Annotated in this window: 11 protein-coding genes; 10 read left to right on the forward strand and 1 reads right to left on the reverse strand. The window is 71.5% G+C overall.

The genetic code is table 11. The annotated features are described in order from the left end of the window. Positions 1-68: 68 nt before the first annotated feature. Positions 69-1,211 carry a YihY/virulence factor BrkB family protein gene (locus D1369_RS08575; protein ID WP_037901784.1) on the reverse strand — a complete coding sequence of 381 codons (1,143 nt, stop codon included), beginning with the start codon at positions 1,209-1,211 and terminating at the stop codon, positions 69-71. Between the two features lie 586 nt (positions 1,212-1,797). Between D1369_RS08575 and D1369_RS08580 the strand changes: the two genes are divergently transcribed. The 10 genes from D1369_RS08580 to D1369_RS08625 all read left to right on the forward strand — a co-directional run bounded on the left by D1369_RS08580 (position 1,798) and on the right by D1369_RS08625 (position 16,265). Next, positions 1,798-3,006 carry a heparan-alpha-glucosaminide N-acetyltransferase domain-containing protein gene (locus D1369_RS08580; protein ID WP_007385547.1) on the forward strand — a complete coding sequence of 403 codons (1,209 nt, stop codon included), beginning with the start codon at positions 1,798-1,800 and terminating at the stop codon, positions 3,004-3,006. 35 nt (positions 3,007-3,041) lie between these two features. Further along, positions 3,042-5,510 (forward strand): Pls/PosA family non-ribosomal peptide synthetase, encoded by a 2,469-nt coding sequence (locus D1369_RS08585; RefSeq protein ID WP_007385546.1) that lies wholly within the window; start codon positions 3,042-3,044, stop codon positions 5,508-5,510. A 35-nt stretch (positions 5,511-5,545) separates the two neighbouring features. Next, complete coding sequence (locus D1369_RS08590) at positions 5,546-7,663, forward strand: non-ribosomal peptide synthetase (RefSeq protein ID WP_007385545.1); 2,118 nt, start codon at positions 5,546-5,548, stop codon at positions 7,661-7,663. A 13-nt stretch (positions 7,664-7,676) separates the two neighbouring features. After that, positions 7,677-8,663, forward strand: a complete 987-nt coding sequence (locus D1369_RS08595) for a TauD/TfdA family dioxygenase (RefSeq protein ID WP_007385544.1) — start codon at positions 7,677-7,679, stop codon at positions 8,661-8,663. Then, positions 8,660-9,691, forward strand: coding sequence for a 2,3-diaminopropionate biosynthesis protein SbnB (gene sbnB / locus D1369_RS08600; RefSeq protein ID WP_007385543.1), 1,032 nt, complete (start codon positions 8,660-8,662; stop codon positions 9,689-9,691). Before D1369_RS08595 ends, sbnB begins: the two co-directional genes overlap by 4 nt. A gap of 30 nt (positions 9,692-9,721) precedes the next feature. Further along, positions 9,722-10,705: a 2,3-diaminopropionate biosynthesis protein SbnA gene (sbnA, locus tag D1369_RS08605; RefSeq protein ID WP_007385542.1), complete on the forward strand. Its 984-nt coding sequence runs from the start codon at positions 9,722-9,724 to the stop codon at positions 10,703-10,705. Positions 10,706-11,048: 343 nt separating this feature from the next. Then, positions 11,049-12,683: an acyl-CoA dehydrogenase family protein gene (locus tag D1369_RS08610; RefSeq protein ID WP_118082374.1), complete on the forward strand. Its 1,635-nt coding sequence runs from the start codon at positions 11,049-11,051 to the stop codon at positions 12,681-12,683. 254 nt (positions 12,684-12,937) lie between these two features. Next, positions 12,938-14,227, forward strand: a complete 1,290-nt coding sequence (locus D1369_RS08615; RefSeq protein WP_037901781.1) for a GAF domain-containing protein — start codon at positions 12,938-12,940, stop codon at positions 14,225-14,227. Positions 14,228-14,379: 152 nt separating this feature from the next. Then, positions 14,380-15,675 carry a hypothetical protein gene (locus tag D1369_RS08620; protein WP_007385539.1) on the forward strand — a complete coding sequence of 432 codons (1,296 nt, stop codon included), beginning with the start codon at positions 14,380-14,382 and terminating at the stop codon, positions 15,673-15,675. Between the two features lie 17 nt (positions 15,676-15,692). Continuing rightward, positions 15,693-16,265 carry a GNAT family N-acetyltransferase gene (locus D1369_RS08625; RefSeq protein ID WP_007385538.1) on the forward strand — a complete coding sequence of 191 codons (573 nt, stop codon included), beginning with the start codon at positions 15,693-15,695 and terminating at the stop codon, positions 16,263-16,265. Positions 16,266-16,324: the final 59 nt, after the last annotated feature.

The following is a 16,324-nucleotide window of genomic DNA, read 5'->3' on the forward strand; positions in this document are numbered from 1 at the left end:
AACCGACCCAGGGGCGCGGGGAACGGCGCGAGAAACCCCACCGGCCCCCACCCGGCAACGCACCCCCTTCAGGACCCGTCGGGCTTCTGCGGGGGGTGCGCCGACTTCGCATGCGTCCGCAGACGAGAGGTCACGTCCTCCGGAGGCAGGAAGCGGGACCAGCGTTCCGGGAACTCCGAGGGCATGTCGGGATCGTCGGGGTCGGGGTGGGTGTCGTGGAGTGCGGCCGCGCGGGCCACGTACTCCGCGACCTGCGCCTCCCGCACCCGCTCCTGCGCCGCGCGCGCCGCCGCCGTGGCCGCCGCCGGCCACACGCGGTCGATCGCGGCGTTCATCGCGGCGCCCACCAGGACCGCGAAGGCCGACACGCCGATCCACAGCAGCACCGCCACCGCGGCGGCGAGCGAGCCGTAGATCGTCGCGCCCTCGATCGTGCTCTGGAGGTAGATCCGGAGCAGGAAGCTCCCCAGCACCCACATCGCCAGGGCCACCAGCGCGCCGGGCACGTCCTCGATCCACGGTGAGCGCACCGGTACCGACACGTGGTACAGGGTCGTCAGGAAGGCGATGGACAGGATGATCACCACCGGCCAGTACAGGACCTGGACGACCGTCGTCGACCACGGCACGATCCGCACCACCGCGTCCGGACCCGCCACCATCAGCGGCAGCGCCACCGAGCCGATCAGCAGCGCCGCGACGAACAGCGCGAACGCCACGAGCCGGGTCTTGACGATGCCGCGGACCCCGTCGAGGCCGTACATGACGGTGATGGTGTCGATGAAGACGTTCACCGCGCGCGACCCGGACCACAGGGCGAACAGGAAGCCGACCGAGATGACGTCGGGACGGCCGCCCTTCATCACGTCGTCGAGGATCGGCTGCGCGATCTCCCGTACCCCCTTGTCGGACAGGACCGTGCGCGCCGCGTCCAGGAGATTGGCCTCCAGGCTGCTGATGCTGTCGGTGCCGGTCCAGTCGTCGACGTAGCCGAGCAGGCCGATGAGGCTGAGCAGCAGCGGCGGCACGGACAGCAGCGAGAAGAACGCGGCCTCGGCGGCGAGCCCCAGGATGCGGTACTCGATGCACGAGTTGACGGTGTCCTTGAGCAGCAGCCAGGCGGTCCTGCGCTTCGACACGTTCCGGTAGAGGGCACGGGCCCGGTGGAGTCGCCCGGAGGGTGGCTGAGGGGATTCGCTTGCTGCCTGCACGTCCTAAAGGTATCCGCCAGGGGAGCGTGCACTCATCCCCCCGTCCCGGTCCGGGGCACGCCCGTGCGGGGAACGCCCGCTCGCGTTCGGTTCGGTCATACCGCGGAAAACGCCGGGCAACCCCGTGGAAATCGCGAAGGAAATCGAACCCCTTTTCTGTCATGCACCCGCTGGCCGATTTTCGCGGACCCGGGAACCGGAATACCGGACGACATATGCACCGTCCATGAAGTGAGTTCCCCGGTGGCGCCACCGAACGGCACGAATGAGTCATACCGACCATGAACGGTCGACCGACAGGAAACCGCCATTGAATGAAATGCGCTTGACCCGTTCATGAGCGCCTCGAAACAATTCGGATTGCATTCTCAGAGCCCTGACCATGGGCTGAGCCAGGCCACCCCGTCCCCCTCGCGTGGCCACTCCAGACACATACCGCACCGCTCCTTCTCATATTTCATTCCGTGTCTCACGGCACTTCTTTTTCTTCCGGAACACCGGAACCACGGGGGTCCTTCTTCATGATTTTCCGCTGTGCGGTGAACAGCGGGCGATATTCCGCCGTATCCCACTCTGGAGAATTCGCATGCCTGCTCCGTACGCACCGAAGCAAGCCGCGCCGCGCATCGTGGGGGTCGATGTGGCACGGGGGCTCGCCCTGCTCGGAATGTTCTCCGTTCACGTGTTCGGCGCGTTCGACGAGGCCGGATCGCCCACGCCCGCCTGGATGTTCGCGGGCGGCCGTTCCTCGGCGACCTTCGCCGTGACGGCCGGGATCGGTCTGGCCTTCACGACCGGCGGTCGCCGGCCGGCGACCGGGCGGCCCGCGACCGTCGCGGTGGCGGCGCGGGCCGGTGTCATCGCGCTGATCGGGCTGCTGCTCGGCTACGCCTCGCGCGCGGCGGACCTCGACGTGGACGTGATCCTGGCCTTCTACGCCCTGTTGTTCCTGACCGCGATCCCGCTGCTGGGCCTCGGTCCGCGGACCTTGACGGCTCTGGCCCTGTCCCTGGCCGTGGGGGCGCCGTTCGCCGTCCACGCGCTTCGGGGCGCGCTGCCCCCGCCCGCGTTCGACGGCGACCCGACCCTCCAGGACGTGGTCACCGATCCGCTCGGCCTGGTGTCGGACCTGCTCGTGCACGGCGACTACCCGGTGCTCGCCTGGACCGCCTATCTGTGCGCCGGACTCGCCCTCGGCCGGCTGGACCTGACGTCACGCAGCCTCGCGCCCCGGCTCCTCGGGGGCGGTCTCGCGCTCGTGGCCGGGGTCTGGCTGGTGTCGTCCCTGGTCCTGTTCCGGTTCGACGGGCTGCGGCAGCTGTGGCGCGCGGAGTTCCCCGGCGCCTCCCGCGCCGAGGCCCTGTGGGACAGCCCGGACGGCGTGACCTGGTGGGCGCTGCTCTCCCGCGCGCCGCACGCGACCACGCCCTTCGACCTGCTCCTCACCCTGGGCTCGGCGGCGGCGATCCTCGGCGGCGCCCTGCTGCTGACCAGGAGCGCCCTGCTCACGTGGGCGCTCACACCGCTCGCGGCGGCGGGCAGCATGCCGCTGACCCTGTACGCCGCCCATGTGCTCCTGCTCGCCACCGGTGCGCTCTCCGGCTCCCCCGGGCTCCTCTACGCCGTCATGACCACCGGAGCGCTCCTGTTCGCCCTCTCGTGGCGGCACGTCGGACGTGGCCCGCTGGAAACGGTCGTCGCAGGCGCGGCCCGGCGGTGTCGCGAGGGCGTAACACCACCCCGGCCCCCGGAACCGGTGGCAGACCCGGTCCGACTTAGCAAGCACACCGAATAGTCCATAAGACCAAAAGTGATGATCTAGGAGCTCAAGTGGTGGTAAATCCCGGCGAGATCACGACAGTCGCCCCGGTGGACGGCACCGCCCAGGTCCTCGCCGAGGTGCTGGCCGGGGTCGTGAAGACGGATCAAGTCCCCCTCGACAGCCACTTCTTCGACGACCTGGGCGCCAACTCCCTGGTCATGGCGCAGTTCTGTGCCCGGGTGCGGAAGCGGGACGATCTGCCGCAGGTGTCGATGAGGGATGTCTACGGCCACCCGACGATCCGCGGCCTGGCGACCGCCCTCGCCGAGGTCCCGGCCATCGCACCGGCCCCCGCCCGGCCGGCCGAGCCGCCCCCGCCGCCGGGCAGCACCGCCCGCCATGCGCTGTGCGGGGTGCTGCAGTTCCTCGTCTTCGCCGTGTACTGCTTCGCGGCCGGCGTCGCCACCGCCGAGGGGTACACCTGGATATCCGACGCCGACGGCCTGCTCATGGTCTATCTGCGCTCGCTGGTCCTCGGCGGCGCCCTGTTCCTCGCCCTGTGCACCCTGCCCGTGGTGGCGAAGTGGGTGCTGGTCGGCCGGTGGCAGGAGACGGAGTTCCCGGTGTGGAGCCTCGCCTACGTCCGCTTCTGGCTGGTCAAGGCGCTGCTGCACGCCAGCCCGATGGTGCTGTTCACGGGCAACCCGCTGTACGTCCTCTACCTGCGGGCCCTCGGCGCCCGCATCGGCCCGGGCGTCACGGTCCTGTCCCACTCGATGCCGGTCTGCACCGACCTGCTGACCGTCGGCGCCGGCACGGTGATCCGCAAGGACGCCCTGCTGCTCGGCTACCGGGCGCACGCGGGCCGGATCCGCACCGGCCCGGTCACCCTCGGCCGGGACGTCTTCGTCGGCGAGAAGACCGTCCTCGACATCGGCACGTCCATCGGCGACGGCGGCCAGCTGGGCCACTCCTCGGCGCTGTACGACGGTGCCGCGATCCCCGCGGGCGAGCGCTGGCACGGCTCCCCGGCCCGCCCCACCGACGTCGACCACATCCGCGTCCCGGCAGCCCGCTGCACCCCCACGCGCCGGGCCGGCTACGCCCTCGTGGCGCTGCTGCAGACGCTGCTGGTGTACGTCCCGCTCGGCATCGGCGGTGTCTTCCTCGTCATGGACCTCGTGCCGGCACTGGACCCGCTGCTCGACCCGAACGCGAAGGAGCTGGCGTCGGCGGCCTTCTACGCCGAGGCGCTCGTCCTGTCCGTCGCCCTCTTCGTGGGTTTCGTGGTCCTCGGCCTCGTCACCGTGACGGTCCTGCCGCGGCTGCTGAACCTGACCCTGAAGGCGGACCGGGTCTATCCGCTCTACGGCTTCCACTACTCCGTACAGCGCGCGATCGCCCGCATGACCAACATCAAGTTCTTCAAGTGGCTGTGCGGCGACAGCTCGTACATCGTCCCCTACCTGCGGTCCCTCGGCTACGACCTCTCGCACGTCGAGCAGACCGGCTCGAACTTCGGAACCGAGGTCGCCCACGAGACGCCGTACCTGGCCACCGTCGGCAGCGGCACGATGGTCGCCGACGGGCTGTCGATCCTGAACGCCGAGTACTCCAGCACCTCGTTCCGGCTCTCGCGGGTCACGATCGGCGGGCAGAACTTCCTCGGCAACCACATCGCCTATCCCGTCGGCGGCCGCACCGGGGACAACTGCCTGCTCGCCACGAAGGTGCTGGTGCCGCTCGACGGCGAACTCCGCGAGGGAGTGGGCCTCTTGGGCTCGCCGCCGTTCGAGATCCCGCGCACGGTGGAGCGCGACACCCGCTTCGACCACTTCCGCGAGGGCGACGAGCTGCGCCGCCGTCTCTCGGCCAAGAACCGCTCCAACGCCCGCACGATGGCCCTCTTCCTTTTCCTGCGCTGGCTGCACTGGTTCCTGCTGACGCTGCTCGGCTTCGCGGCCGTCGACCTCTACGGCGGCCGGGGCGCCCTCGGCGGACTGCTGATCGGCGCCTACCTGATGACCGGCCTCGCGGTGACGGTCGGCTACTGGGCGCTGGTGGAGCGCGTGATCACCCGCTTCCGGCCGCTGCAGCCGCGGTTGTGCTCCATCTACGACCCGTACTTCTGGTGGCACGAGCGGCTGTGGAAGGTGCCGGACCAGCATCTCGTGGTGTTCAACGGCACCCCGTTCAAGAGCCTGGTCTGGCGGCTGCTGGGAGTGCGGATCGGTCGGCGCGTCTTCGACGACGGCTGCTACCTCACCGAGCGGACGCTGGTCGCGATCGGCAGCGACACCACGCTCGGCCACCACTCCAAGGTGCAGGCCCACTCCCAGGAGGACGGCACCTTCAAGTCCGACCACATCGTCATCGGCGACGGCTGCACCCTCGGGACGGGCGCGCTGGTCCACTACGGCGTCGCGATGGGCGACGGCTCCGTGCTCGGTGCCGACGCCTTCCTGATGAAGGGCGAGGAGATGCCGGCGGGGGCGCACTGGGGCGGGAATCCGGCGGTGGCGCTGCGACGCGCCTGACCGTCCGATCGAGAAAACACAGGGGGAAGAACGTCATGGAAACAGCTCCGCACCGCACGCCCGGTCCGATACCGGACGTCACCGAGTACGCGGTCTCGCTGCCCGACGGCACACCGACCGATCCCGCCGCGCTGCACGCGGCCCGCACCAGGGTCCTCGCCGCCCTCTCGGGCGGAACGGAGGGCGCTGCCGACGACGAACTGCGTGTCGCTGTCACCGACGGTGAGCTGCGGCTGCACTACCGCACCGGCGCCCTGGACACCGGGGCAGCCGCCCGCCTCGCCGGCTACCACCTCACCGCGCTCACCGACCCCAACCGCCGAAGCCTGCTGTCCGAGGACGAACTCCGGTTCCAGCTTGAGGAGTTGGCGGGCCCGGTGCGTGAACTCCCGGACCGGCGGGTGCACGAGCTGTTCGAGGAGCGGGTCGAGAAGCGCCCGGACGCCGTGGCCGCCGTACAGGACGACCGGCGGTGGACGTACGCCGAGCTCAACTCCCGCGCCAACCGGATCGGTCGGGCACTGCTGGCCCGCGGCCTCGCGGCCGAGGACGTCGTCGCCGTCGTCATGGAACGGAACCTGGACTGGATGGCGGCCGTGCTCGGCGTGCTCAAGGCGGGCGGGGTCTATCTGCCGGTCGAGCCGCACTTCCCGGCCGAGCGGGTCGCGAGGACGCTGTGGCGGGCGGGCTGCGCGTTCGTCGTCACCGAGGAGGGCAGCACCGGATCGCTCTCCGGTACGTCCGCAGGTACGTCCGCCGAGACGGGTACGTCCGCCGAGACGCTGTTCGTGGACGCCGCGTACGCCGAGGGCCACGCGGACCACGATCTCGCCATCCCGGTCTCGGCGGGCCAACTCGCCTACATCTACTTCACGTCCGGCTCCACCGGTGAGCCCAAGGGCGCGATGTGCGAGCACGCCGGATTCCTCAACCATGTGCTCGCCAAGGTCGAGGACCTGGGGATCGGCGAGGACGACGTCGTCGCGCAGACCGCGCCGCAGTGCTTCGACATCTCCCTGTGGCAGCTGCTCGCCGGGCCGGTCGTCGGCGGACGGACGCTGATCGTCGGGCAGGACACGATCCTGGACGTGCCGCGGTTCGTGGACACGGTCGTGCGGGGGCGGGTCAATGTGCTCCAGGTCGTGCCGTCGTATCTGGAGGCGGTGCTCGCCGAGTTGGGGCAGCGGCCGCGCGAACTGGCCGACCTGCGCTGTGTGTCGGTGACCGGGGAGGCGGTGAAGCGGGAGCTGGTGCAGCGCTGGTTCGCCACCGCGCCCGCTGTCAGGCTGGCCAACGCCTATGGCCTGACCGAGACTTCGGACGACACCAACCACGAGGTCATGGACCGGGTGCCGGACGGCGACCGGGTCCCGCTCGGACGCCCTGTGCGCAATGTGCGGGTGTACGTCGTCGACGAGGACCTGGTTCCCGTGCCGCTGGGCGCTCCCGGCGAGATCGTCTTCTCCGGGGTGTGCGTGGGACGCGGCTACGTCAACGACCCCGAGCGCACCGCGGCCGCCTTCACGGAGGACCCGTACCGGCCCGGCGAGCGCCTGTACCGCAGCGGTGACGTGGGGCGCTGGCGGGCCGACGGCAAACTGGAGTTCCTCGGCCGCCGGGACACCCAGGTCAAGATCCGCGGGTTCCGCGTCGAGATCGGCGAGATAGAGAACGCGCTGCTGCGGGTGGACGGGGTGCGCGACGGGGCCGTCGTGGTCGTACGGGGCACCCAGCTCGCCGCGTTCTGCGCCGGGCCCGAGCCGGTGGCCTCGGACACGGTTCGGGAACGGCTGGCCGTGTCGCTGCCGTCGTACATGGTGCCGGCGGTCGTGCACTGGCGGGAGCACCTGCCGCTGACCGCCAACGGCAAGACCGACCGACGCACGCTGACCGCGCTCGCCGAGGACCTCGACACGGGTGCCGCGGGCGGGCCCGTGACGGACGGCGAGCGGCGGGTGGCGGACGCCTGGGCCGAGGTGCTCGGCGTTTCCGCCGACCGGATCGGCCGCCTCGACCACTTCTTCGACCGCGGCGGCAGCTCGCTGTCCGCCGTGCGTCTCGCGATCGCCCTGGACCGGGCGATCACCCTCCAGGACGTCGTCCGTCACCCGGTCCTCGCGGACCTGGCGGATCTGCTCGACCGGCGCGGCTGAAAGGAACACCGAGATGTCCTCCACGAGTCTCCTTCCCCATCTGGACCTGGCCCCGGGCAGCCCGCCGCTCCTGCACGCCACGTCCCACGGCGACGCGGTGAGCTGGGCCGCCGCGCACCGCGACCCGCTGCGTGACCTCGTCCGCGACCACGGCTGCGTCCTGGTGCGGGGGCTGGGCCTGGCCGACCCCGCAACGAGCGAGGCGGTCTTCAGGCGGCTGACCGACGGCCTGATGCCCGACCGTGAGCCCTTCGCACCCCGCCGGCGCTACGCGGACGGCGTGTACTCGTCCACCAAGTGGCCGCCGAACCAGCAGATGTGCATGCACCACGAGGTCAGCTACGGCCTGGAGTTCCCGGGCCTGCTGCTGTTCGCCTGTCTGGAGGCGCCCGGGGCCGGGGGCGCGACGGCGCTCGCCGACGCGTCGGCCGTGCTGCGGGCCCTGCCCCGCGAGCTGGTCTCCCGCTTCGAACGGGAGGGCTGGCTGCTGACCCGGGCGTACCACGAGGAGATCGGAGCGTCGGTCGAGGAGGCCTTCGGCACGGACGACCGCGACGCCGTCGAACGCTACTGCCGCCGGCACGCCATCGAGTTCGCCTGGCAGCGCGACGGCTCCCTGCACACCCGGCAGCGGCGCGGCGCGGTGCTGCGACACCCGCGCTCCGGGCTGCCCTGCTGGTTCAACCAGATCGCGTTCCTCAACGAGTGGACCATGGAGCCCGAAGTGCACGAATACCTGGCGGACCTGTACGGCGCCGACGGACTGCCCTTCAACACCCGCTTCGGGGACGGGAGTCCGATCGACGCGGACGTCGTCCGGACGATCAACGAGGTGTACGACGCCCACACCGTGCGCGAACCCTGGCAGGACGGCGACCTCCTGCTCGTCGACAACATCCGCACAGCGCACAGCCGTGAGCCCTTCGAGGGGCCGCGCGAGGTGCTGGCCGCGCTCGGCGACCCGGTGCTGCGCACCGACGGCGAGGTGAGCGGCGCATGAGCACCCTCGACGCCCCGTCCTTCGCGCTCGTCACCGGCGCCCAGGTCCAACAGGCCCTGCACGGCCGGGAACCGGAGATCGCGGACCTCGTCGAGGCCGTGTACCGGCTGCACGGCGCGGGTGACTCGGTGAACCCGCCGTCGTACTTCCTGAGGTTCCCGGACCGTCCCTCGTCCCGGATCATCGCGCTGCCCGCCTCCCTGGGCGGACCGCTGCGGGTGGACGGCCTGAAGTGGGTGTCCAGTTTCCCGGAGAACATCAGGTCCGGGCTGCCGCGCGCGTCGGCGGTACTAATCCTCAACGACCCGGAGACCGGCTATCCGTTCGCCTGTCTGGAGAGCTCGGTCATCAGCGCCACGCGCACGGCGTCCTCGGCGGCGCTGGCGGCGGACCGGCTCAGTGCGGGCCGGACCCGCCCGACCCACGTGGGCTTCATCGGCACCGGGTTGATCGCCCGCTACATCCACACCCATCTCACCGCCACCGGCTGGGAGTTCGAGGAGACGGGCGTGCACGACCTGTCCGCCGAGAGCGCCGCCGGGTTCCGCGGTTACCTGGAGAGGTCCGGCGCGCCGGGGAAGGTGGCCGTGCACGACTCGGCCGAATCCCTCGTCCGCTCCAGCGACCTGGTCGTCTTCGCGACCGTCGCCGGCGAGCCGCATGTCCACGATCCGTCGTGGTTCGGCCATCACCCCCTGGTCCTGCATGTGTCCCTGCGCGACCTCGCCCCGCAGATCCTGCTCGCGTCGGCCAACTTCGTCGACGACGTCGAGCACTGCCTCAAGGCCGAGACCTCCCCGCATCTGGCCGAACGGCTCACGGGGAGCAGGGACTTCATCGACGGCACGCTCGACGACGTGCTGACCGGACGGGTGACCGTCCCGACGGACCGGACGGTGGTGTTCTCCCCCTTCGGGCTCGGGGTGCTCGACCTCGCCGTCGGCCGGTACGTCCACGACGAACTGGCCCGGCGCGGCGAACTGCACGTCGTCGACGGGTTCTTCAACGAGCTGCGCCGGTACGGCTGAACGACCCGTGCGCATGAGGAGGGGGGCGTCATGCCCGTCATATCCGATCCTTCGGAGTTCAACGAGTCAGACCTCTACGTCGACCTGCGGGCCGCGCTGGAGCTTCCGCTGTTCCTGAAGTGCGAGGGCTTCAACTTCGCCGGGTCCATCAAGCTGAAGGCGGCCCGCGAGATGGTGAACGCCGCCGAGCGCGACGGCACCCTGCGGCCCGGGTCGGTCCTGGTCGAGTCGTCGTCGGGGAACCTGGGGGTGGCCCTGAGCATGATCGCGGCGAGCCGGGGCTACGGCTTCCTGTGCGTGACCGACTCACGCTGCAACCAGGCGTCGATCCGGCTCATGGAGTCGCTCGGCACCCGGGTGCACGTGGTCAGGGAGCCGGATCTGCACGACGGCTACCTGGGCGCGCGGCTGGCGTACGTGCGGATGCTGTGCGCCTCGGACGAGCGGTACGTGTGGCTCAACCAGTACAGCAACCAGGGGAACTGGCGGGCGCACTACCGCAGCACGGCGCCGGAGATCGCGCGGCGCTTCCCGGACCTGGACGTGCTGTTCGTCGGGGCCGGCACCACCGGGACCCTGATGGGCTGCGCCCGCTGGTTCTGGCAGTGGCGGCGCCCGGTGCGGATCGTCGCCGTCGACAGCGTCGGCTCGGTCACCTTCGGCGGGCCGCCGGGCGTCCGTCTGATCCCGGGTCTCGGCACGAGTGTGCCCTCGCAGCTGCTCGACAAGTCGTACATCGACGACGTGGTCCTCGTCGAGGAACCGGACACCCTTCAGGTCTGCCGCGGGCTGGCGGCTCGGGGCTTCCTGTTCGGCGGTTCCACCGGCACGGTCGTCAGCGGCGCCCACCAGTGGCTGTCCGCCCACGGCCGCCGCGGCCTCACCGCGGTGGCGATCGCCCCGGACCTCGGCGAACGCTACCTCGACACCGTGTACCGGGCGGGCTGGCCCCACGGCCCCTCCGACACGGACCCGATGCACCACCCGACGGAGGCGATGGCCCACCTGGCCTGACCCCTGCACCCACGGGCACCGGGTGCCCGCGCCGGTGTCTCCCGGGTGATCTCCTCCGCGAGACACCGACTCGGGGCGGACAGAGCTCGCGCCCACGAGACACCGGCCAGGCGCCGTCGGGCCGCGGCAAACGCCCCCCAAGATGAGCAACACAGACGCGCACCGCCCCCGCCCCGTACCGCCAGACGCCCCACGCACGCTGTCCCCGACCACGAGACGACCGGCCCCCACCCCCATGACGACCATGCCCTCACAACAACCACGCCCCGCCACACAGCGCCCACACCCCCCACCCCCGTGTCCGTGAGGTGCCCCTCCCCCGCCCCGGGGTACTTTCGCTGACATGGCAGGCACCACGCACACCGTGACCAACCAGCCCCCGCCCCTGACCGGCTACGACGTCTACGGCGCCGACCGCGCCCTGAAGGAGGCCGTCGAGCGGCACCTCGACCCGGCCCTGCTCGACGAGGTCCACGGAGAGCTGGCCGCGCTCGGCCGGGCCTGTGGTTCGGCGCAGGTGCAGGAGTGGGGTCTCCAGGCCAACGAGAACCCGCCCCGGCTGCGCACCCACGACCGCTACGGACACCGTGTCGACGAGGTCGAGTTCCATCCGGCCTGGCACCGGGTGCTCGGCAAGGGCGTCTCGGCGGGCCTGACAGCAGCTTGGGCCCGCCCCGGCGGTCACGTACGGCGAGCGGCGGCCTTCGTCCTGTGGACGCAGGTCGACGCGGGCAGCTGCTGCCCCCTGTCGATGACCCACGCCGCGGTCCCCGCCCTGCGCACCGACCCGGACCTGGCCGCCGAGTGGGAGCCGCGTCTGACGTCCATGGTCTACGACCGCGAGCTGCGTCCCGCCCACCTCAAGGCCGGGGCGCTGTTCGGGATGGGGATGACGGAGAAGCAGGGCGGCAGCGACGTCCGGGCGAACACGACGTCCGCGCGGCCCCTGCCGGACGGCGAGACCTACGAGCTCACCGGCCACAAGTGGTTCTGCTCGGCCCCCATGTCGGACGGCTTCCTGGTCCTCGCCCAGGCCCCGGGCGGCCTCACCTGCTTCCTGGTCCCCCGCGTCCTGGAGGACGGCACCCGCAACACGTTTCTCCTCCAACGCCTCAAGGACAAGCTCGGCAACCGCTCCAACGCCTCCGCCGAGGTCGAGTTCGACCGCACCTGGGCCCGCCGCGTCGGCGACGAGGGGCGCGGGGTCCGCACCATCATCGAGATGGTCGCCGCGACCCGGCTGGACTGTGTCCTCGGCTCGGCCGGCCTGATGCGCCAGGCCGTCGCCCAGGCCGTCCACCACTGCACCCACCGCGAGGCCTTCGGCGGCAAGCTCGTCGACAAACCGCTGATGCGCAACGTCCTGGCCGACCTCGCCCTGGAGTCCGAGGCCGCGACGACCCTCGCCCTGCGCCTGGCGGCCGCCTACGACAACGACGACGAACAGGAACGGGCCCTCCTCAGGATCGCGGTGCCGACGGCCAAGTACTGGATCACCAAGCGCTGCACCCCGCTGACGGCAGAGGCCGCCGAATGCCTGGGCGGCAACGGCTACGTGGAGGAGTCGGGCATGCCCCGCCTGGTCCGCGAGTCACCGCTGAACTCCGTCTGGGAGGGCGCGGGCAACATCCAGGCCCTGGACGTCCTGAGGGTCCTCCAGCGCGAGCCCCAGGCCCTGAACGCCTACCTCCTGGAGATCGGCCGGACCCGGGGCGCCGACCACCGTCTGGACGCGGCGACGAAGAGCCTCTTCACCGAACTGGCCGATCTGGAGGGCATCGAGGGGCGGGCCCGCCATCTGACGGAACGGCTCGCGCTCGTCCTGCAGGGCTCCCTGCTCGTCCGCCACGCGCCCGCGGAGGTCGCGGACGCCTTCTGCGCGTCCCGGCTGGGCGGCGACGGCGGCGCGTCCTTCGGCACCTTGCCCACGACCCTGGACCTGGCGTCGGTGGTGGATCGGGCCCGGCCGGTGGAGTGACCTGCCTCAGCCGCGGGCCGGAGTGAACGGGGGTGGTGCTGCGCCGACACGGCACCACCCCCGTTACGGCCCTCGGAGGCCGAAACACGCCGCTGCGAGACGGCGTTCGCCCAAGTTTCAATCAAGCCGGAGCCCACCACCAGGGTTGCAGGGGGTTGCAACTTCCTGGTGACTGTGGGCGGACTGGGTCCCTCCCCGAGCCGCGACCGGCACTATGAGACAGACAGTCAATGGATCCGGGACCGGGAGGACCAGTGCCGCTCTCGCCGACGCATGTGACCCACCTAGCCACCGTGGACACGGCAGGCGCAGCCCGGGTACTGAACGACATCCGCTCCGCCACCCTGTCCGGCCGGCGCACGCCCCTCGCCCCGCGCCCGGTGATCGAGGAGTCCTGGAGCCGGATGCTGCGCAGCGGCGTCGACCCGGACCACGATTTCCGGTCAGGTCTGCTGCCCCCCGAGGAGGTGCGGCGGCGCCGGGAGACCACGCGGCTCAGGCATGTTCTGCCGGTGCTCAGGGAGGGGCTGCTGTCGGTCGCGGACGTCGCCCACCACATCATGGTGGTCGCCGACGACGACGGCCGGGTGTTGTGGCGGGAGGGCAGCTCCCGCGTGCTGCGCAAGGCCGACGGCACCGGCTTCGAACTCGGCGCCGACTGGCGGGAGAACGTCGTCGGCACGAACGGCGTCGGCACCCCGGTGGTGGTGCGCCGCCCCGTCCAGGTATTCGCCTCCGAGCACTTCGTGCGCTCCCAGGCCTCCTGGACCTGCACCGGCGCCCCCATCAAGGACCCGCGGGACGGCCGGCTGATCGGTGTGGTCGACGTGAGCGGGCCGCTGGACACCATGCACCCGGCGACCCTCGCCTGGGTCGACTCGGTGGCCAAGCTCGCCGAGTCCCGGCTGCGCGAGCTGCATCTGGCCTCGCTGGAGCAACTGCGGGCCGTGGCGGCGCCGGTGCTCGCCCGGCTCACCGGCCGGGCCCTCGTGGTGGACCGGGACGGCTGGACGGCGGCCGTGACCGGAATGCCGTACCCGAACCGGATCGCCCTGCCCAAGTCGCCCTCGCCGGGCCGCCGATGGCTGCCGGCGCTCGGTCTGTGCACCCTGGAACCGCTGGCGGGCGGCTGGTTGGTCCGCGCCAGCGACGAACCGGAGCCGCAGGGCGCCACCCGGGTCGTGCTGGACCTCGCGCATCCGCGCCGCTGGACGGTGACGGTGTCGGGCGACGCGGGCACCTGGGTTCACGAACTCAGCCCCCGGCACGCCGAATTGCTCTACCTGCTGGCCCTGCACCGCTCGGGCCGCAGCGCGGCCGGCCTGGCACAGGACATGTTCGGCGATCCGGGCCGCACAGTGACCGTACGTGCGGAGATGTCCCGGGTACGGCGCTATCTCGGGGTGTTCCTGGACCACCGACCGTATCGTTTCTGCGAGGACGCCGAGGTCGAGGTGCTGCTGCCGGCCAGTCCGGGCGACCTGCTGCCCCACTCGACGGCCCCGGCCGTGCTCGAGGCCCGTGCCAGTGCCGAGACCGGGTGAAAACCCTCGCTCATGGTGCATGTTCCGCATAATTGCAGCATCTTCGTCCCCAGCGGTGCCGCACTGCCGTAGCATCCTCTGCGGGCCACCCCACCTGCTCCTCGGTCAACGTACGGATCATCAGGCGCAGTTGGCCCGCCTCGGGAGGACGTATGAAGCAACGTGGCAGACACCGCAGGCGCAAGCGGGGCCAAGCGCTGCGCGCCTTCCTGGCCGGGACCGCCCTCGCGCTGACCGCCGCCGCCACCATGATCAGCGCTTCGCAGGCCACGGTCGCCGCCAACCCCGGGACACTGAAGCCGCTCACCTCGGCCGCCGAGACCGCCCCGCTGCGCCTCAAGGAATCCCGGGTCCCGGAGCGTTCCCTCGACCGGCTCTCCGCCGGGATGGGGCATCCGGTCGGTGTCTCCGCCGTCCTGGACTCCGCCGACCGGCCCCTGCGCGACGCGATCGACTGCACGGCCGGTGAGCGCACGGCACTGCCCGTGGAGCCGACGGCCACCGCCGCCTACTGCTGGGACGCCGCCGACACCCGCTCCTGGCGGGCCGGGGCGGTCACCACCTCCGGGGACGCCGACGACGACGGGCTGTGGGGCGCCAACCGTGTGATCCTCTCCGCGTGGAGCCGCACCGGCACCGCGGCTCAGGGCGGGGGCCTGGCCCGGGTCGCCTTCGTCGACGCCAATGACCTGAACCGGCCCACCTACTCCTGGGTCCTCCTCGCCGTCCCGGTCGACGGCGGACGCGACTTCCGGGGCCTGGTCTCCGAGGTCTCCGGGATGGTCTGGTACCAGAACAAGCTGCTGGTCACCGCCAGCGGCGACGGCGGTGACGCGCTGTACGTCTACGACATGAACCGCGTCCAGCGGGCCACCGTCGACAGCGGCGCGGTCGGCAGGGTCCGCGGCGGCTGGTCGGCGCACGGCGCCCAGTGGGTCCTGCCCGCGGTCGGCTCCTACCGCCTGACCGACGCGGCGGGCGCCACCCGCCCCGACTACCTCTCCCTGGACCGCAGCACCGCACCGGACAGCCTGGTCGCCGGCGAGTGGCTCTCCGGGGACGGCGACACGGGCGGCCGTCTGTGGCGCTACGACTTCAGCGGCGCACCCGACCGTGCCGGCCTCCTGGCCACCGACGCCGGCGGCTACGCGCGCGTGGCCGAGGCCTACGCCACGAAGGCATCCGGCTCCGGCCCCGTCCTGGCGCACGACTCCCAGTGGTACCTGGGCCGGGCGGCCGGGACGGAGGGCGACCACGGCACCCTCTGGCGCCAGAACACCTCGAACCCCGCGAAGGCCACCCGCTGCGGCGCGGACGAGACCCGCAGCTGCTGGAGCGGGGAGTCGGAGTCCCTGTCGTACTGGGAACAGACGGGCGACGTGTGGTCCCAGTCCGGCCGGGTGCTGTTCGCGCTGCCGCTGGCCTCGATCGACAGATCTCTGGGATAGATGATTCCCTGACCGGCATGCCGAACATCCCCGTGACCACCTGGTCCCTGGAACAGACCGCCCCCACCGACCTCCTCCCGGCCGAGCCCCCGGAGGGCGACGTCCGCATCCACCGCGCGGAAGTCCCCTCCCCTGAGTTCAGCCGGTTCCTCTACGCCTCCGTGGGCGGCGACATCCGCTGGACCGACCGGCTCTCCTGGACGTACGCCCGGTGGCGGGAGCACCTGGAGCGGCCGGGCGTGGAGACCTGGGTGGCCTACGACCGCGGCACGCCCGCCGGATACGTCGAGCTGGAGGCCCAGGACGACGGTGCGGTGGAGATCGCCTACTTCGGCCTGATCCCGGCCTTCCGCGGCCGGCGGATCGGCGGCCACCTGCTCTCGTACGGCACCGCCCGCGCCTGGGACCTCGCGGACCGCTGGCCGGGGCTGACGGACACCAAGCGGGTCTGGCTGCACACCTGCTCCAAGGACGGCGAGCACGCGATGGCCAACTACCAGCGCCGTGGCTTCCAGCTCTTCGACACGAAGGTCGAGGAGGAGGCGGAGGTGTCGGCACCCGGCCCCTGGCCCGGGGCGTACCCGGCCTGACCTGCGGGAACAAGAGGTCCCGCGATCTTTGTGACCAACGACACCCCGATCTCGCCTGT

The sequence above is a fragment of the Streptomyces sp. CC0208 genome, assembly GCF_003443735.1.
Classification (GTDB): domain Bacteria; phylum Actinomycetota; class Actinomycetes; order Streptomycetales; family Streptomycetaceae; genus Streptomyces; species Streptomyces sviceus.